The organism is Brucella oryzae (genome assembly GCF_041929965.1).
Classification (GTDB): domain Bacteria; phylum Pseudomonadota; class Alphaproteobacteria; order Rhizobiales; family Rhizobiaceae; genus Brucella; species Brucella oryzae.
This window is the reverse complement of sequence record NZ_JBHEEO010000004.1, coordinates 124,893-142,506: the sequence shown is the minus strand read 5'-3', so window position 1 is coordinate 142,506 and position 17,614 is coordinate 124,893. Positions and strand designations below refer to the sequence as shown.

Sequence of the window (17,614 nt, the reverse complement as noted above, 5' to 3'; positions counted from 1 at the left end):
AAACCGGCAAAAAACAAAATAGCTTCCATATAAATACAAGGAGACAAAATGAATCCCGACATCAAGGAAGCCAATGGCGCGTGTCACTGCGGGACTGTGCGTTTTCGCGTCAGATTATCCAATGGCTTGCATACAGCACGGCGCTGCACCTGCTCTTATTGCCGGATGCGCGGGGCCGTCGCTGTTTCCGCAGAACTGGACGGGCTGGAAATCCTTGAAGGTGAAGATGCGCTGACGCTCTACACCTTCAATACGGGCCTTGCGAAACACTATTTCTGCTCGAAATGCGGGATTTACACGCACCACCAGCGTCGTTCCAATCCGAACCAGTTCGGCGTGAATGCGGCTTGTCTTGAAGGCGTGTCGCCGTTTGATTTCGCTGTCGTTCCGGTGACCGATGGCGTCAATCATCCGTCAGACAATCCCGAACGGCGCGGCTCGAACATTGTGGGCTATCTGCGCTTTGAACCCGCTGACAGCCCGGATTAAATCCTTGCACGCGGCTTCTGTTCGTTTTTCTCCCACGAAAACACGACCGGCGGCAGCGGATCAAGGCCGCGAATAATGTCTGCTCCCTTTTCGCCGATCATGATGGTCGGCGCATTGGTGTTGCAGGAAGGAACGCGCGGCATGATCGAGCTGTCGCACACCCGCAAGCCTTGGAGACCGCGCACTTTCAGATCGAGATCGACAACCGCCATTGCATCAGTTCCCATCTTGCAGGTGCCGACGGGGTGGTGGTCGGTCTTGGCATTGGCGCAGGCATAGTCGAACAGATCGTCATCGGTGACCACTTTCGGTCCCGGCAGGCGCTCGGCCATGACATAGGGTTTTAATGCATCCTGCTGCATGATTTCGCGCGCGATCTTCAGCCCTTCCAATGACATTTTCAGATCGTGCGGATCGCTCCAGTAATTGGGGTCGATCAGCGGGGCCGTTGTCGGATCGTTGGAAGCAAGCCGCACTGTCCCGCGAGAGCGTGGATGCAGATAGGCAGAATTGAGTGTCACGCCTGCATTCTTGAGCTTCTCGACACCGGCTTCAATTCCAGAACCAAGCCCCAGATGGAACTGGATATCCGGTGAACGCGCATCCGGGTCCGCATACCAGAAACCGCCCGTTTCAAACAGGCTCGACGCCACCGGGCCGGAACGCAGCAGCATATATTGCAGGCCCGCGCCCAGCGTGCGGTGCAGCTTCGCCACGCCGTCATAGGTGTGATCGCCGGTGCATTCGGCAATGACAAACAGATCGAGATGGTCCTGCATGTTTTCGCCAACGCCGGGCAGATCGTGCTTGACCGCGACACTCACCTTTTTCAGATGATCGGCCGGGCCGATGCCCGATTGCAGCAGAAGTTTCGGCGAGCCGATCGCGCCCGATGAAACAATCACCTCGCGGTTGGCGCGCAGCACCTCGCCGCTCAACAGCGCAACGCCGGTTGCGCGCGTCTTTTCCAGCACGATGTTGGCTACCGCAGCATTCATGCGGATTGTCAGGTTTTTACGATCCCTGATCGGCGCGAGATAAGCAAGCGAGGCCGAGGAGCGGCGGCGGTTGCGCTGGGTGAGCTGGTAAAAGCCGACGCCCGCCTGCTCGCGCCCGTTGAAATCGGGATTATACGGAATGCCCAGCTCCTGTCCGGCGCGGATATAGGCATCGCAGATCGGCAGCGGCGCGGAAGGCATGGAAACGCCAAGCGGCCCGCCATAGGAATGATAGTCATCGTTGAAACGCTGATTGTCCTCGGCACGTTTGAAATAGGGCAGGACATGGCGATAATCCCAGCCGGTGCAGCCATCCTCACCAGCCCAGAGATCATAATCGGACGCATTGCCGCGCGTATAAATCTGCGCATTGATGGTGGAGCCGCCACCGATGACTTTCGCCTGCGTATAGCGCAGCACACGGTTTTTCATGTGCTTTTGCGGAACGGTTTCAAAACCCCAGCTGGCCACACCCTTGGTCATTTTGGCAAAGCCCGCAGGCATATGGAACAGCGGATTCCAGTCGCTGCCGCCTGCCTCCAGCAACAGCACTTTTATCGATGCATCTTCGCTCAGGCGATTGGCGAGAACGCAACCGGCAGGCCCGCCGCCAACGATGATATAGTCATAGTTCATCGCGCACTTCCCCTAAAGCTTCGCTATCGACAGGCCGCCATCGGCATTGATCACCGACCCGGTGGCGAAAATGAAATTACCGCCCGCAAGCCCGGCCACGATGGCGCCAACATCACCCACCTCGCCCCAGCGCTTCATGGGCACCAGCCCGCCGTCAATCAGCGTGTCGTAGCGCTCTGCGACCTTCGCCGTCATGTCGGTGCGTATGATGCCGGGACGCACCTCGAACACACCGATCCGCGCTTCGGCCAGACGCAACGCCAGCCCCTGCACAAAGGCGGTCAACCCGGCCTTGCTGATGCAGTAGTCGAGCCTTTCCGGCGAACTCATCACCGACGAAACCGAACTGATCGTTATAATGCTGCGCGGAAAACGCACTTCGGCTGCGGCCAGCATGGCCTTCACCACGGCCTGCGTGAAAAACACCGTGCCGCGCAGATTCACATCCATGATGGTGTCGAAGTTTTCGGGCTTCAGCCCAAGAAAATCACCGCGCTCGACCGAACCCATGCCTGCATTGTTGACGAGACAGTCGATGTTGCCGAACTCTTGCAGCACGGCGGCAACCGTCGCCTCATGGGTTTCGACGGCAGCCAGATCGCTTTCAAAGAAAGCCACTCGTCCGCCAAGCTCGCGCAATTCATGGATGACCGCATCGTCACGTTCGCGGTCGGTAATCGCCAGATCGAAACCCTTGGCGGCAAGCGTGCGGGCAATGCCAAGCCCGATCCCGCGCCGCCCGCCAGTTACCAGTGCCACAGGTCTTTGGCGATTCATGCCAGCACCTCCCGGTTCAAATGGTCTGCAACGCGCAAGGCTTGCGCAGCGATGGTCAGCGCCGGATTGACCGCCGCCGATGTCGGCAGGAATGACGCATCCACCACATGGAGATTGGGATGGTCATAGGCGCGGCACCAGGGATCAAGCGGCGCTGTCGCCGGATCATCGCCAATGCGCACCGTGCCGCATTGATGCGACGGTGTGCGCCGGTCGAAGGCCCGCGACAGAACCACCGGAAAGCCCGCTGCCCGCAGTGCGGATTTGAGCTTTTCCACCAGCATCAGATGCGCCTTCCAGTTGCTGCGCACCCAATGCAGAACAATGCGGTCGCCATCCACCGTCACGCGGCTTTCTGGCGACGGCAGGTCTTCGCTCATCGCGTAGAAATCGATTGTGTGTCCGGCAATCCGGTTCAACAGCCATTCCGGCACGCGAGGCATATTGGATTTCAGGATCGCGCCCGACACGCGCCCAAGCAATTGCACATTGCCGAGCGGCGGACCGCCTGCCCCGTCCGACAGATAGTAATCGTTGAAGCCAAAGGTCTTCTGATAGACGCTGTCATTGCGATAGCGCGGATCGAAAGCGATCACGGCACTCGAATTATGGTTCATGAAATTGCGACCGACCTGATCGGAACTGTTCGCCAGTCCTGAGCGCAGCAGAAGTGCCGCCGACTGCACCGCGCCTGCGGATAAAACGACCAGCTTCGGGCGCAGCACCAGCGCCTCGCCGTCCTTCACATAATGCACCGCCGCGATAGTCTTCCCATCCGGACCGGCTTCCAGCCGTGTCACCCGCGCCGAGGTTTCCAGCCGGACATTGGGATGCTTGAGCGCCGCCGCGAGCGGACAGGTTTCTGCATCCATCTTGCCGTCATTGCTGTTTGGATGCGCATCCCACGGCGTTTTTGCCTTGGCGAGCCAGCGGTCAATATCGACCCCCAGCGGCAGCGATGCCGGATGCAAACCCGCTTCCTTCAACCGCGCCCGCACATCGGCAATGGCCGGCTCGTCGCGGATCGCTGGATGGGAATAGGGCTTCGAATGATGCGGCTCTGTCGGGTCATCACCCAATTCACCCCGCACCTGAAAAAGCTGCTCGGCGCGGCTATACCACGGTTCCAGCTCGTCATAGGCAAAAGGCCATGCGGGCGATACACCTTCCAGATGCGCAAGCTCCTCAAAATCCTCGCGCCGATAGCGCACCAGCACTGCGCCATAGAATTTGGAATTGCCGCCGACATTGTAATAGTTGCCGGGATTGAATGGCGTACCGCTGGTCTCGTACCAGAACTCCTTCGGGCGAAAGAAGCCTTGTTGGAAAATGGCACGCGGGTCGCGGTTTTCCGGCCTGTCCGGGAGATGCTCCCCCGCCTCAAGAATGAGAATGTCGGCACCCGACGCGGCAAGACCGGCGGCCATTGTCGCGCCGCCGATACCCGATCCGATGATGACGATATCCGGCTGTCCTCCCAAAGCCGTCACTCCTTATTTTCCTTGTGGCATCCACCAGCCGGTGCGCGCGCCGATATGCATATTGAGCGTCTTGGTTTCGGTGTAATCCTCCACCGCATGACGACCCAACTCGCGGCCCAGACCCGACTGGCGATAACCGCCGAAAGGCAGTTCCGGCGTACCGTCCATGAAAGTGTTCATCCAGACCGTACCGGCGCGCACCTTGCGCCCGATGCTCATGCAGGTATCGAAATCGCGGCTCCACACACCGGCTGAAAGCCCGTAATCAACCGCGTTGGCAATGGAGATCGCCTCATCCACCGTATCGAAGGACAGGACCGACAGGACAGGACCGAACACTTCTTCACGCGCCACGGCCATATCGGCTTTCACACCCGCAATGATGGTCGGTCCCATATATTGGCCAAGGCCGAGATCCAGCACGTCGCCGCCATGGACAATTGCAGCGCCCGCCTTCTTGGCCTGATCGACATAGGCGCCAACCTTGCTCAGATGCTGCGGCGTGATGATCGCGCCAACCTGCGTGGTAACGTCCAGCGGGTCGCCAACGATCACCTTTTTCGACAGATCGGCAACGCGCCTGACAATCTCATCGACAATCGAGCGATGCACGATGAGTCGCGAACCGGCATTGCAGCACTCGCCTGCATTGAACCAAGCGCCGAACACGGCGGCATCGATAAACGCATCCATATCCGCATCCGGGAACAGGATTTGCGGGTTCTTGCCGCCAAGTTCCAGCGATACTTTTTTCAGCGTTTGCGCCGCATTGGCCATGGTGAGCTTACCCACGCCAGTTGAACCGGTAAACGACACCATGTCGACATGCGGATGCGTGCTCATATGCTGGCCGACATCGGCCCCCGTTCCGGTGACGATGTTGACGACGCCATCCGGCACGCCTGCCTCGGCCAGAATTTCACCAAGCACCAGCGTCGATCCGGAGGTGAGTTCCGAAGGCTTGACGACCGCCGTGCAACCTGCCGCCAGCGCGAAAGGCAGTTTCTGCCCGACGATCAGGAACGGAAAGTTCCACGGCGTGATGATGGAGACAACGCCAATCGCCTCACGCAACACGACACCCAAAGTACCGTCGCCCAAAGTATTGTAGCTTTCGCCATGCAGATCACGCGCAAGCGCTGCCGCATAGCGCCAGATATCCACGGAACCGGCAATCTCGCCGCGCACCTGACTGATCGGCTTTCCAGCCTCAATCGCGTCGAGATAGGCGAGCTCTTCTGCCCGTGCCTCAATCAGATCGGCAGCTTTCAGCAGAACCAGCGAGCGCTGCGATGCCGTTTTGGACGACCAGCGCCCATCATCGAAAGCCTTGCGCGCAGCTGCTACGGCGCGTTCCACATCCGCCTTGTTGCCAGCGGGATAACGGCTGACCGTGACACCATGACCGGGAGCCACGCGCTCGATGCTGCCGCCGCTCTGGCTTTGCACCCATTGGCCATCGATCAGCATGGAGAATTCGCGGACTTCCAGCCCGGTCAACGGCTGCGGTTTTACGACTACGCTCATCACCATTTTCCTTCAAAATTTGCTTCGCGCTTTTCGGTAAACGAGCGCACGCCTTCTTTCAGATCGCCGGTCTTGGCAACCAGAATGGAACCCAGCGCCTCGACGGCGGTTCCATTGTCCTCGCCATTGGCGACGGACAGCATCAGTTTGGAAATTTCCAGCGCAGCCGGTCCGCGCTTGGCCACCCGCGCCGCATAATCCTGCGCCGCCTGCAAGACTGTACCCGTTTCCACAACGGCATCGACCAGCCCATGCGACAGCGCTTCTTCGGCTGTAAACATTTCGCCGCCCAGCACCATGCGCCGCACGATCTGCGCACCGAACCGGCGCACAAGACGCTGTGTGCCCGACCAGCCGGGGATCATGCCAAGCGAGGTTTCCGGCAGGCCGATTTTTGCCTGCTTTTCCACAATGCGGATATCCGCGGCCCCTGCCAGTTCCAGACCGCCGCCCAGCGCATGACCATTCATCGCCGCAATCAGCGGCACACGCAAAGTCGCCAGACGCTCAAATACGCGATGCCCATAACGCACCCACGCATGGCCGAATTCTGCCGGTTCCATGCCGCCCCAGGCCTTGATGTCGCCGCCTGCGGAAAAGGCTTTGCCCTCGCCGGTCAGGATCGCAACCCGCACGATGCTGTCCGCTTCCACCCGATCACAGGCCACAGACAATTCCTGCAACAGCTCGATATCAAACGCATTGAGCTTTTCGGGCCGCCTGATCGTCATGACGGCGATGTGGTTCTCAATCGAGATTTCTATCCGATCAGCCATTTACGCCTCCAGCTTTCGCGCCGGTTTCTGTGGCAATTCAAGCCCAATCGGCTCTTCGCGGAACAGCGCTTCATCCATGATCTTGAGCTTGTCAGAAACGATCAGCGGAAACTCGGATTGATCGAGAATATGCGCCTGCAAATCCACACCCGGCGCGATCTCGGTGAGTACAATGCCTTGCGGCGTCAGCTTCAACACCGCACGTTCCGTGACATAGGTAATGTCCTGTCCCTGCGCGACACCGCGCGGGCCAGAGAAGGTGACATGCTCGACCTCTTTAACAAGCTTTTTCAGCTTGCCTTCCTTCTCGATCACCAGCTTGCCGTCAGCGACCGACAATTTCGCCCCTGCATTGAACATGCCGGAAAAAACGATCTTCTTGGCTCTTGCAGTAATATCGACAAAACCGCCAGCCCCTGCAGTCACATGCGGACGGAATGACAGCTTCGACACATTGACCGAGCCATCGCGCCCGATCTCAAGGAAGGAGAGCAGCGAGGCGTCGAAGCCCGCACCCTGGAAATAGGTGAACTGATAGGGCGACGGCATATAGGCGTCGGCATTGGAGGCGCAGCCAAAGGCAAAATCCAGCAGCGGCACCCCGCCGACAGCGCCCTGCTCGATCACCCATGTCACGGCGCCATGCAGGCCTTCTTCCAGCAGAATGCGCGGCACATTGGCGGAAATGCCAAAGCCGAGATTAACCGCGCTGCCCGCCTGCAATTCCTGCGCGACACGGCGCGCAATCGCCTTCTGAATATTGAATTCAGCCAACCGGAACGTATCCAGCGGACGGAAAATCTCGCCCGAAATCGCCGGATCGTACAGCGTCTGCGTCGTCTGCTTCTGATCGGGATCAACCACGATATAATCGACCAGAACGCCCGGCACGCGCACGTCATGCGGCTTCAGCGTGCCTTCCTTGGCGATGCGCTTCACCTGCGCAATGACGATGCCGCCATTGTTGCGCGCAGCCAGCGCCTGATCCAGACCGCCGAGATAAGCGCCCTCGTGCTCATAGGTGAGATTGCCCCGTTCATCCGCCGTCGTCGCGCGAATAATCGCCAATTGCGGGATGATGGAAGGGAAATAGAGCCAGTCCTCGCCCTCGAAGCTGACATGTTTCACGACCGGCGCCTCACGCGCCTTGTCATTCATCGCCGTGCCCTGACGCTTTGGGTCGACAAACGTATCGAGCCCCACCTTGGTCAGCACGCCGGGGCGCTTGGCGGCGGCCTCGCGATGCATGTCGAATAGAATGCCGGACGGAATATTATAGGCCGGGATCTCATTATTGGTGATCATCTGCCAGATCAGCGGCGGCTCGGCGCTGGATGGACCGGACGGATAGGAACCGCCGATGATCTTCTTGAGAAGCCCCTTCTTGGCGATGTAATCGACACCCTTGATTCCGCTCATATCGCCCGCTGCAATCGGATGCAGCGTGGTGATATTTTTGGGGTGGCCTGTCTCGTCAAACCGCCTGCCGATGGCTTTCAGCATCAGATCGGGACAGCCGAGACCGCTGGACGAGGAAACCGAAACGACAGCATTGTCGGGGATGAGTGCAGCCGCTTCCGCAGCAGAAATATGCTTGTTCATGGTGTTCAAAGCCCAGATTGAACGGCGGTTGCCTTGCCCGTCTTCGCGGCTTCAAGCACCGCAAGCCCGGTGGCGAGCGACCAGATGCCGTCCTCCAATGTCGCCGAAGGCTGGCCTTTTCCGGCAATCGCATCGTGGAAAGAATGCAAGGCGGTTTCATAGAGATTTTTGTGGTCGAGCGGCAGTTCGTGCTCGCCGTTTTGATCGCGTAGCAGCACCGAGCCGACCGGCTTTTGCGTCATCACATTGCGTGCAATCAGCGAACCTTCACTGCCATGCACCTCGAAGCCGGTTTCGGCATATTTCGTGGTAAAGGCATCATGAAACTGCGCAATCGCGCCGGATGGGAAGCGCAGAACACCCATCACGCCATCTTCCAGACCCGCGCCGCTTAAGCCTCCCTGCTGGCTGAAAGCGACCGCTTCGACCGGGTTTTCACCCAGCACGAAACGCAGCGTATCCGCATCATGCACGGTGATATCGAGGATCACGCCGCCGCCTGCATCAGGGCGTTCAATACGCCAGCCTTGCAGATGCGGCGGCAGGTAAACCGCATGGAAAACGCGGGCACCCAGCACCTTGCCGATCTTGCCTGCAGCAACGGCATCGCGCATGGCGCGGTGGCTGGCCGCATTGCGCAAATGATGGTTGGTGCCTGCCACAACGCCCGCCTCGCGCACGGCTTTCAGCATTTGGTGCGCGTCGCCAATCGTCAGCGCCAACGGCTTTTCACAAAGAATATGCTTGCCCGCATTTGCCGCGGCAATCGCCTGATCGCGGTGCAGTTCATTGGTGGTGGAGATATAGACAGCGTCGATTTCCGGATCGGACAACAGCGCATCAAGGCTCGTCACCGAGCGGCCAATCCCATTATCGCGAGCATAGGTTTCGCCCCGAGCTTCATTGGTGCTGTAAACGGAAACGACTTCGCCGCCGGTGGCGCGAATGGCTCCGATCACCCACTCTTTCGCAATCGTGCTTGCGCCTATAAGGCCCCACTTTGCCATTCGAATTTCTCCTCCGGTTTTCTGAACGGCGCGCCGCAACTTGCGCGCACCGCAAGGCGCACCGCCAGACGCTGCGCCTCCGCCTCCACCCGTTCCGAATTGATCTGTTTGAGCAAAAGCTGCGCCGCACGTTCTCCCAAACCTTGCGGGTCAACAGCCACAGTTGTCAGTGCCGGAACAGCGGTCTTGGCTTCGATCACATCATCGAAGCCCACCACGCCGAAATCGCGTCCTGGCTCGAGATTTGCAGCGCGTAAACCATCGCAAACGCCAAACGCCACCGCATCATTGAAACACACCGTGGCCGTTGGCTTGGCACCCAGCAGCAACATGAGCTCGACCGCTTCCACACCGCCCGCCCGCGACGGTGCTGATGGGAAAACCAGCGCCTCGTCAAACACGATGCCAGCCTGCTCCAGCCCCGTGCGATAGCCGGAAACACGCTCGGCAAACACCGCCGTATCCGCATACCCGCCCATGAAGGCGATGTTTCTGTGACCGAGGCCGACCAGATGCTCGATGGCCTTTGCCACGCCGCCGCGATTGTCGGATAAAATGGACGAAACGCCGGAACCCGGCACATCGCGCACCATCTGCACAACCGGCAGACCGCTTTTCGCCAATGGTTTCAGATCACTAGCGTCAGTTCCACGCGCCGGTGAAACAATCAGCCCGGCAATGCCATGTTCGCGCATGGAGGCGATAACTTCGCGCTGCCGATCAATGCTTTCCGCCGTATTGGCAAGAAATTGCACATAGCCCGCAGACTGCATCACGCGGTCCACGCCGACCGCCAGTTCGGCAAAGAAACTGTTGGTCAGGTCATTGACCACAAGGCCGATGATCTTTGACTTCGCCTGACGGAGATTGGCAGCCGAACGGTTATAGACATAACCGAGCTTTTCGATTGCCGCCTGCACTTTCACCCGCGTTTCGGCATGAACCAGCGGACTGCCACGCAGCACCAGCGAGACGGTCGATTTCGACACACCAGCCTCGTGCGCAATGTCGATAACGGTGACGCTGTTCTTGCTCATGGTCGGCTCCGGTTTCGATTACTGATTTAATTGGAACGTTCCAAATCTGTCAAGAGCCAAGAGGAAAGCGGCCTTTCGCCTTGTGTTCGCCACAATTGAAGCCGTTTTCAATGCGTGTTTTTTCTGAAAAACTGTTTTCTACGCCAAAACCCACTCAAATCACACTTTTGCCATAATTTATAACCGAATTGCCATTTGGAACGTTCTAAATTAAAAACGGGCATAAGGGACGGAGGAGCAATCATAGGCATGAGCGACCATCAACTGATCTTGCCGGAAGGCAACGGAAGCCTGAGTTCCTACGCGCTGAGCGGCACGCCAACCCCGCGCCCCAAAAGCCCGCCGCAGTTCAATCGCATCGCCTATGCAGCAGCGCATGTGGTTTCCGATCCGCTGAAGGATGCCCGTCCATGGAACGATCCGGCCATAGACTGGGAGGCGACGATGGCTTTCCGGCACCATCTGTGGAGCCTCGGCTTCAGGATCGCGGAAGCGATGGATACGTCGCAGCGCGGCATGGGATTGAACTGGGCGGGCGCGCAGGAACTGATCCGCCGCTCGCTGGCCGAAAGCAAGACCGTGGCAGGTGCCGATCTTGCCAGCGGGGCAGGCACCGATCATCTCGATCCGGCAGAGGCAAAAAGCCTTGACGACGTCATCAAGGCTTATGAGACGCAGGCCGCTTTCATTGAAAAACATGGCGGGCGCTTCATCCTGATGGCAAGCCGTGCACTGGCCCGCATCGCCAGATCGCCGGACGACTACATCAAGGTCTATAGCCGGATTCTTGCGCAAGCCCGCGAAAAGGTCGTGCTGCACTGGCTGGGCGATATGTTCGACCCACAGCTCAGGGGCTATTGGGGTTCGGAGAATTTCGAGGACGCGCTTAATACGGTGATCGGCATCATCGAAGCCAATCGCGACAAGGTGGAAGGCATAAAAATTTCGCTTCTGGAGGAGCGCTATGAAATCGCCTTGCGCAACCGCCTGCCGGAAGGTGTTCTCTGTTTCACGGGCGATGATTTCAACTATGCACCGCTGATCGAAGGCGACGGAAACCGGCACAGCCATGCCCTGCTCGGCATTTTCGATGCCGTGGCGCCACAGGCATCGAGCGCTCTGGCGGCGCTGGCAACCGGCGACAATGACCGCTTCCGCGCAATCATCGAGCCGACCGTGCCGCTATCGCGCAAAATCTTTGAAGCACCAACGCAATATTACAAGGCAGGCGTTGTGTTTCTTGCCTGGCTCAACGATCACCAGAACCATTTCACGATGCCAGCCGGAATGCAGTCGGCGCGTGGCATTTCGCATTACGCCGACATTTTCCGCCTAGCCGATCGGGCCAATGTGCTCGACCGGCCAGAGCTTGCCATCCGCCGGATGAAGCGGCTTTTGGCGATTCATGGCATAGAATGAAAATAGGCGGCGGTCTGTTTCACCGCCTGTATTTACGAGTGATTACCGCCAGCCAAGGCCCGGTGCAACATGCTTGAGAATCGACTCGATCACATGCGCGTTGTATTCGACACCAAGCTGGTTCGGCACGGTGAGAAGCAGCGTATCGGCTTCGGCAATCGCCTCGTCCTTGGCAAGTTCCTCAATGAGCCGGTCCGGCTCGGCGGCATAAGACCGCCCGAAAACAGCGCGCAGATCTTCCTCGATATAGCCGATGGAATCCTGCTCCTTGCCGCCATTGCCGAAATAGGCCCGGTCGCGATCATCGACCAGCGCGAAGATGCTGCGGCTCACCGAAACACGCGGTTCGCGCGTATGTCCGGCTTCCTTCCACGCTTCGCGATAGGCGCGGATCTGCTTGGCCTGCTGAATGTGCAGCGGCTCGCCTGACTCGTCCTTCTTCAAGGTAGAGCTTTGCAGATTCATGCCAAGCTTTCCGGCCCATATCGCCGTGGCATCCGAGGCAGCCCCCCACCAGATGCGATCCCGAAGACCTTCCGAATGCGGCTCGATGCGCAGCAGACCGGGAGGGTTCGGAAACATCGGGCGCGGGTTTGGCTGGGCAAAGCCTTGCCCCTTCAGCGCTTCGAAGAACACCTCGCCATGCTGGCGACCCATATCGGCATCGGTCTTGCCCTCTTCCGGCGCATAACCGAAATAACGCCAGCCATCGATCACCTGTTCCGGCGAGCCACGGCTGATACCGAGTTGCAGGCGCCCCTTGGAAATCAGGTCCGCAGCGCTGGCGTCTTCGACCATATAGAACGGATTTTCATACCGCATGTCGATGACAGCGGTGCCGATCTCGATCTTGCTCGTCTTGGCGCCAATGGCTGCGAGCAGCGGAAACGGTGAGGCAAGCTGGCGCGCAAAATGGTGCACGCGGAAATAGGCGCCGTCCGCGCCCAGTTCCTCGGCAGCAACAGCCAGATCGATCGATTGCAAAAGTGCATCGCTCGCCGAACGGGTTCCCGATTGCGGCGACGGCGACCAGTGGCCGAAAGATAGAAAGCCGATTTTCTTCATGATGATGTTCCCTGATTGCGGGCAAAAGATTGGTTCCTGTCCAATATGGCGGCGCGGCGCCGGATTGGAAGGGCGCTGAACACTGACACAGTGTTCAGCGTTCGGTGCCTGCGGCTTTCGCGCATTCCATATGGGCGCTTCCTTCGGATACGTTGACAGTCTATCCGGACCCGATTAAGCCTCAAATCTGGCGGATAAACCTTCAATCTGAGGTTATTGGAGAAAAGGTGTTTGCCGATAAGCAACGCACCAAAACAGGGGAGATTTTCATGCGTTCCATGCTTCTGGCCTTGCTGGCCGCAACGGCCATTGCCACCTCGGCACAGGCAAAAGACGTCACCGTCGCCGTAACCGCCATTGTTGAACATCCGGCGCTGGACGCCGCGCGCGACGGCGTGAAGGATGCGCTGGCCGAAGCAGGCTACAAGGAAGGCGAAAACCTCAAATTCGTCTATCAGTCCGCGCAGGGCAACCCGGCCACCGCCGCACAGATCGCCCGCCAGTTCGTCGGCGAAGGCCCCGATGTGATCGTTCCGATCTCTACGCCGTCGGCGCAGGCTGTCGTTTCGGCAACTCGTGATATTCCAATCGTCTTCACCGCCGTTTCCGATCCGGTCGGCGCACAGCTCGTCAAGGATATGGCAAAGCCCGGCGGCAACGTAACCGGCCTTTCCGACATGTCGCCGGTGGCAGAGCATATCAAGCTCATCAAGGAAGTGATGCCGAACATCAAGAAGCTCGGCTATCTCTACAATTCCGGTGAAACCAATTCCGTGTCGCTGCTGGCCGCACTGAAGGAAGCCGCTTCCGCCGAAGGCATCGAAATCGTTGAATCGGCAGCCACCAAGTCGGCTGAAGTCCAGGGGGCAGCGCGCGCCCTCGTCGGTCGTGCGGACGCCATGTATGTTCCGACCGACAACACCATCGTTTCAGCTCTGGAAAGCGCCGTCGGCGTTGCCGAGGAAAGCAAGCTGCCGCTCTTCACCGCCGATACGGATTCGGTCAAGCGCGGCGCACTGGCTGCACTTGGCTTCAATTATTACGATGTCGGCAAGCAGACCGGCGCCGTCGTGGTGAAGATCCTCAAGGGCGAAAAGCCGGGCGATATCGCTGTCGACATCGCCAAGGGCACCGATCTCGTCATCAATCTTGGCGCCGCCAAGAAGATGGGCGTCGAATTCCCGCAGGCTGTTATCGACCGCGCTACCAGCAAGATCGACTGATCGGGCCTGGAAACTGGATGAGAAAAGGCGGAGCCTCAAAAGGGCTTCGCCTTTTTGCTAATGGATTGAATTTGACGTTTGATACCCGTCCGATACAAATCTCGTCTCAAACGTCAAATTCGAAAAATCCACTAGATTCATAAAGTTATTAGTGGTCCTTTTGCTTCCGACATTGGCCCAGCGCTCATATCCAAGGGATGCAAATGTCGGAATCAGACCACTAAAGCGCATCCCGAAAAGTGGGAACCGGTTTTCGGATAAGATGCGTGTTAAGGATAGATAGAGCATTTCCAACAGCAGAAATCAGGCAGAAATGCTCTATGTTGCAATTGCCCCACAAAGTGCCGCATTTCGAGGCTTGCCGGCAATATTGCTTGCGTACTGGAACTTGTGGGTTGTATCCCCCCTGAGATATAAAGCCGCAAAAATGCGGTTTCGCATAAACAACCGGGGAATGGTCTGACGCAGCTCGATGGCTGGCAGGCGAACTCAAATCAAAACCGGTCGTGACTGAAGCTGGCCGCGTGGAATCGCCGGGACTTCCGGTTTCCACAACGCCGATGATCGATGCCGCGTTGAAGCGGCGATCTTTCATTTTGGTCGCGGCGAGAAACAAGGAATGACATTGTGAGTCAGATCGCCTTCTGGGGTGCGGTCGAATTGGGCCTCGTCTTCGCATTTGTAGCCATCGGCGTCTATCTGGCGTTCCGCGTCCTCGATTTCCCCGATCTGACGGTTGACGGTTCGTTTCCGCTGGGTGCTGCCGTTACCGGCGTATTGATTATTGCGGGCGTGAATGCCTGGCTGGCTGCTGCCATCGCCATGGTCGCGGGCGCAGCCGCGGGGCTTGTGACCGCAACATTGAACGTGCGCTTCAAGATCCTCAATCTCCTCGCCTCCATCCTGACCATGATTGCGCTGTTCTCGGTCAATCTGCGCGTGATGGGGCGCCCCAATATCGCGCTCATCAATCAGGACACCATGCTGACGCCGTTCTTCGGCCACGGCATTCCCGAATATTATGTGCGTCCGCTGTTCCTCTTCGTTCTGGTCGCCATCGCGGTGTTCGTCGTCTGGCGCTTTCTGGAAAGCGATATGGGGCTTGCCATGCGTGCGACCGGCGCCAATCCGAGAATGGCGCGCGCACAGGGCGTCCGCACCGACCGGCAGATCTATCTCGGCATGGCGCTTTCAAACGCACTGGTGGCGCTCGGCGGCTCTCTCTTCGCACAGACAAACGGCTTTGCCGACGTGACCTCGGGCGTGGGCACAATCGTGGTTGGCCTTGCGGCGGTCATCATCGGTGAAACCCTGCTGCGCAGCCGCTTCATTCTGGTGATCCTGATCGGCTGTGTGCTTGGCTCGATCATCTATCGTATCGCCATCCAGCTCGCACTTTCGAACGGCGATGTTGTCGGCCTGCAGGCGTCCGATCTCAACATTGCGACGGCCCTTCTCGTCACCTTCGCCCTGATATTGCCGCGCCTGCGCCGCGGAGGAGCATCCTCATGATCGAACTCTCCAATCTTGATGTCGTGTTCGGTCGCGGCACCCCGCTCGAAAAGCAGGTTCTCAACAAGATCAACCTGACCATGGACAAAGGCTCCTTCGTCACGGTCATCGGATCGAACGGCGCCGGCAAATCGACGATGCTGGGCGTTCTCGCAGGCGATGTGATCCCGACCGCCGGCAAGGTGGTCATCAGCGGCAAGGATGTAACCCGCAAGTCCACAGCCGACCGCGCCGGTCTCGTCGCCCGTGTGTTCCAGGACCCGCTGGCAGGCAGCTGCGGCACGCTGACAATCGAGGAAAACCTGGCACTGGCCGCTTCACGCGGCAAGAACCGCGGCCTCACCCACGCACTCAATTCGAACCGTCGCGCATGGTTTAGGGAGCGCGTGGCAAGCCTCAATCTGGGGCTGGAAAATCGCATGCACGACCGCATGGAGCTGCTTTCCGGCGGGCAGCGTCAGGCTCTGTCGCTCATCATGGCGACGCTTTCCGGTTCGGAAGTTCTGCTGCTCGACGAACATACCGCAGCGCTTGACCCCGGCATGGCCGAGTTCGTCATGGAACTGACGCGCACGCTCATTGCCGAGAACAAGCTGACCGCCCTGATGGTAACCCATTCCATGCGGCAGGCGCTCGATTATGGCGACCGCACGATCATGCTGCATGGCGGCAAAATCCTGCTCGACGTGACCGGCGACAAGCGCAAGACGCTGGGTGTCGAAGACCTTATCGAAATGTTCCGCAAGGTACGCGGCCAGACACTCGACGATGATGCGCTGCTGATCGAATAGGTTTTGCAAACAGCTTTGTTTCACAGCCGTCGTTCAGTTTTGAGCGGCGGCTGTTTCGTTTGCGGGCGAATTGCGCTAGAGCATTTCCAGCAAAAGTGTGAAACGGTTTTGCGTTTGGAAATGCGGAAAAGACAAAGAGATAGAACGGTTCCAACGATTCCGTTAAAACAGGAACCGTTCTAGTGAAATTCCATGGCGCAGAAGAAAGCAAACGAAGTCGATAGTTTTCTGGCAAGACCGACGAGCTCGTTCCCGGTCGTGCTGCTTTACGGCCCCGACAAGGGGCTGGTGAGCGAGCGTGCGCGCCGTTTTGCCGAGGCAAGCAAATTGCCGCTGGATGACCCCTTTGCCGTCATTCGCATGGAAGCGGACGAGATCGAAGCCGATCCGGCGAAACTCGCAGACGAGGCCCGCACCATCTCCATGTTCGGGGGCCAGCGCCTGATCTGGATCAAGAATGCCGCGGGCCAGAAGAAGCTGGCCGAAGCGGTCAAGCTGCTTGCAACCGAGCCGCCCCATGAAACATTCGTCCTTGTCGAAGCGGGCGATCTCAAGAAGGGTGCGGGTTTACGCAGTGCCGTCGAGAACGCTTCGGCGGGCATGGCCCTGCCCTGTTATTCGGATGATAGCCGCGGCATTGATGGCGTCATCGACGATGTTCTGGCCGAATGGAAGATGCAGATCACGCTCGATGCGCGCCAGCTTCTGCGCGCAAGTCTCGGCGGTGACCGTCTTGCCACACGCGGGGAGCTCGAAAAGCTCTGCCTCTATGCGCGCGGCAAGGAGCGGATCGATATCGATGACGTGCGCGAGGCGGTCGGTGATGTTGCCGGTCTTTCCACCGACGAGGTGATCGATGCGGTTCTTGCCGGCGATCTTCCGCGCTTTGAAGTCTCCTTCGACCGCATCGTGAAATCCGGCACCGCACCCTTTCTGCTGCTCAACACGGCGATGCGTCAGTTTCAGCAGATACAAACCTTGCGCCATATCGCTGATACCGATCGTAAAAGTGCATCCGTCGTTGTAGCGGCGGCTCGTCCACCAATCTTTTTCAACCGCAAAAAGCTCATTGAAAATGCCGTGAGTCGCTGGACGGGAGAAAGCCTCGCGCGCGTTATGGAGCGCCTGCAGCGCGCTGTTCTTGAAAGCCGCCAGAATGCGGCCCTGAGCGTCCCCATCATTCGCCAATGTTTGCTGGCAATCAGCGTTGAATCGCTGCGGAATGCCCGTCGATAATAGAAGTCACTTCAAGTAATAAAGAATAAACTCGCCGC

At 58.6% G+C, this 17,614-nt stretch carries 15 protein-coding genes; 6 read left to right on the top strand and 9 right to left on the bottom strand.

From position 1 onward, the window contains the following. The first annotated feature begins 48 nt into the window (after positions 1 to 48). A complete protein-coding gene (locus JNC70_RS05550; protein WP_104755093.1) occupies positions 49 to 489 on the top strand; it encodes a GFA family protein in 441 nt (146 codons plus the stop codon). Here JNC70_RS05550 and JNC70_RS05545 read toward each other — a convergent pair. Genes JNC70_RS05545 through JNC70_RS05510 form a run of 8 tightly spaced genes read right to left on the bottom strand, consistent with a single transcriptional unit; the run spans position 486 to position 10,330 of the window. Continuing rightward, positions 486 to 2,123 (bottom strand): GMC family oxidoreductase, encoded by a 1,638-nt coding sequence (locus JNC70_RS05545; RefSeq protein ID WP_104755094.1) that lies wholly within the window; start codon positions 2,121 to 2,123, stop codon positions 486 to 488. The genes JNC70_RS05550 and JNC70_RS05545 overlap by 4 nt on opposite strands. Before the next feature lie 12 nt (positions 2,124 to 2,135). After that, complete coding sequence (locus tag JNC70_RS05540; RefSeq protein ID WP_104755095.1) at positions 2,136 to 2,900, bottom strand: 3-ketoacyl-ACP reductase; 765 nt, start codon at positions 2,898 to 2,900, stop codon at positions 2,136 to 2,138. Beyond that, positions 2,897 to 4,381, bottom strand: a complete 1,485-nt coding sequence (locus JNC70_RS05535) for a GMC oxidoreductase (RefSeq protein WP_104755217.1) — start codon at positions 4,379 to 4,381, stop codon at positions 2,897 to 2,899. The genes JNC70_RS05540 and JNC70_RS05535 overlap by 4 nt, the downstream gene beginning before the upstream one ends. Positions 4,382 to 4,393: 12 nt before the next feature. Next, complete coding sequence (locus tag JNC70_RS05530) at positions 4,394 to 5,914, bottom strand: aldehyde dehydrogenase family protein (protein ID WP_104755096.1); 1,521 nt, start codon at positions 5,912 to 5,914, stop codon at positions 4,394 to 4,396. Further along, the gene (locus JNC70_RS05525; RefSeq protein ID WP_104755097.1) at positions 5,908 to 6,684 is read right to left on the bottom strand and encodes an enoyl-CoA hydratase/isomerase family protein; all 777 of its coding nucleotides are present in this window, start codon (positions 6,682 to 6,684) and stop codon (positions 5,908 to 5,910) included. The genes JNC70_RS05530 and JNC70_RS05525 overlap by 7 nt, the downstream gene beginning before the upstream one ends. Continuing rightward, positions 6,685 to 8,286, bottom strand: coding sequence for an acyl CoA:acetate/3-ketoacid CoA transferase (locus tag JNC70_RS05520; RefSeq protein WP_104755098.1), 1,602 nt, complete (start codon positions 8,284 to 8,286; stop codon positions 6,685 to 6,687). 5 nt (positions 8,287 to 8,291) lie between these two features. Next, positions 8,292 to 9,293, bottom strand: coding sequence for a Gfo/Idh/MocA family protein (locus tag JNC70_RS05515; RefSeq protein ID WP_104755099.1), 1,002 nt, complete (start codon positions 9,291 to 9,293; stop codon positions 8,292 to 8,294). Then, positions 9,272 to 10,330, bottom strand: a complete 1,059-nt coding sequence (locus JNC70_RS05510; RefSeq protein ID WP_104755100.1) for a LacI family DNA-binding transcriptional regulator — start codon at positions 10,328 to 10,330, stop codon at positions 9,272 to 9,274. Before JNC70_RS05510 ends, JNC70_RS05515 begins: the two co-directional genes overlap by 22 nt. Before the next feature lie 249 nt (positions 10,331 to 10,579). On the opposite strand from JNC70_RS05510, the gene JNC70_RS05505 reads away from it, so the two are divergent. Continuing rightward, positions 10,580 to 11,749, top strand: coding sequence for a dihydrodipicolinate synthase family protein (locus JNC70_RS05505; RefSeq protein WP_104755101.1), 1,170 nt, complete (start codon positions 10,580 to 10,582; stop codon positions 11,747 to 11,749). Between the two features lie 42 nt (positions 11,750 to 11,791). On the opposite strand, the gene JNC70_RS05500 is transcribed toward JNC70_RS05505, so the two are convergent. Then, positions 11,792 to 12,814, bottom strand: a complete 1,023-nt coding sequence (locus JNC70_RS05500) for an LLM class flavin-dependent oxidoreductase (protein WP_104755102.1) — start codon at positions 12,812 to 12,814, stop codon at positions 11,792 to 11,794. 269 nt (positions 12,815 to 13,083) lie between these two features. Between JNC70_RS05500 and JNC70_RS05495 the strand changes: the two genes are divergently transcribed. The 4 genes from JNC70_RS05495 (at position 13,084) to holA (ending at position 17,576) form a co-directional block, all read left to right on the top strand. Next, on the top strand, positions 13,084 to 14,037 hold the full coding sequence (locus JNC70_RS05495; protein ID WP_104755218.1) for an ABC transporter substrate-binding protein: 954 nt from the start codon (positions 13,084 to 13,086) through the stop codon (positions 14,035 to 14,037). A gap of 627 nt (positions 14,038 to 14,664) precedes the next feature. Further along, positions 14,665 to 15,549 carry an ABC transporter permease gene (locus JNC70_RS05490; protein ID WP_104755103.1) on the top strand — a complete coding sequence of 295 codons (885 nt, stop codon included), beginning with the start codon at positions 14,665 to 14,667 and terminating at the stop codon, positions 15,547 to 15,549. Next, positions 15,546 to 16,340 (top strand): ABC transporter ATP-binding protein, encoded by a 795-nt coding sequence (locus tag JNC70_RS05485; RefSeq protein ID WP_104755104.1) that lies wholly within the window; start codon positions 15,546 to 15,548, stop codon positions 16,338 to 16,340. Before JNC70_RS05490 ends, JNC70_RS05485 begins: the two co-directional genes overlap by 4 nt. 192 nt (positions 16,341 to 16,532) lie before the next feature. Further along, positions 16,533 to 17,576, top strand: a complete 1,044-nt coding sequence (gene holA, locus JNC70_RS05480; RefSeq protein WP_104755105.1) for a DNA polymerase III subunit delta — start codon at positions 16,533 to 16,535, stop codon at positions 17,574 to 17,576. Positions 17,577 to 17,614: the final 38 nt, after the last annotated feature.

Coding starts and splice junctions, on each gene's coding strand:
- holA (WP_104755105.1), top strand. CDS start 16,533: ATGGCGCAGAAGAAAGCAAACGAAGTCGATAGTTTTCTGGCAAGACCG.
- JNC70_RS05520 (WP_104755098.1), bottom strand. CDS start 8,286: ATGAACAAGCATATTTCTGCTGCGGAAGCGGCTGCACTCATCCCCGAC.
- JNC70_RS05530 (WP_104755096.1), bottom strand. CDS start 5,914: ATGGTGATGAGCGTAGTCGTAAAACCGCAGCCGTTGACCGGGCTGGAA.
- JNC70_RS05515 (WP_104755099.1), bottom strand. CDS start 9,293: ATGGCAAAGTGGGGCCTTATAGGCGCAAGCACGATTGCGAAAGAGTGG.
- JNC70_RS05525 (WP_104755097.1), bottom strand. CDS start 6,684: ATGGCTGATCGGATAGAAATCTCGATTGAGAACCACATCGCCGTCATG.
- JNC70_RS05510 (WP_104755100.1), bottom strand. CDS start 10,330: ATGAGCAAGAACAGCGTCACCGTTATCGACATTGCGCACGAGGCTGGT.
- JNC70_RS05505 (WP_104755101.1), top strand. CDS start 10,580: ATGAGCGACCATCAACTGATCTTGCCGGAAGGCAACGGAAGCCTGAGT.
- JNC70_RS05500 (WP_104755102.1), bottom strand. CDS start 12,814: ATGAAGAAAATCGGCTTTCTATCTTTCGGCCACTGGTCGCCGTCGCCG.
- JNC70_RS05550 (WP_104755093.1), top strand. CDS start 49: ATGAATCCCGACATCAAGGAAGCCAATGGCGCGTGTCACTGCGGGACT.
- JNC70_RS05545 (WP_104755094.1), bottom strand. CDS start 2,123: ATGAACTATGACTATATCATCGTTGGCGGCGGGCCTGCCGGTTGCGTT.
- JNC70_RS05540 (WP_104755095.1), bottom strand. CDS start 2,900: ATGAATCGCCAAAGACCTGTGGCACTGGTAACTGGCGGGCGGCGCGGG.
- JNC70_RS05495 (WP_104755218.1), top strand. CDS start 13,084: ATGCGTTCCATGCTTCTGGCCTTGCTGGCCGCAACGGCCATTGCCACC.
- JNC70_RS05485 (WP_104755104.1), top strand. CDS start 15,546: ATGATCGAACTCTCCAATCTTGATGTCGTGTTCGGTCGCGGCACCCCG.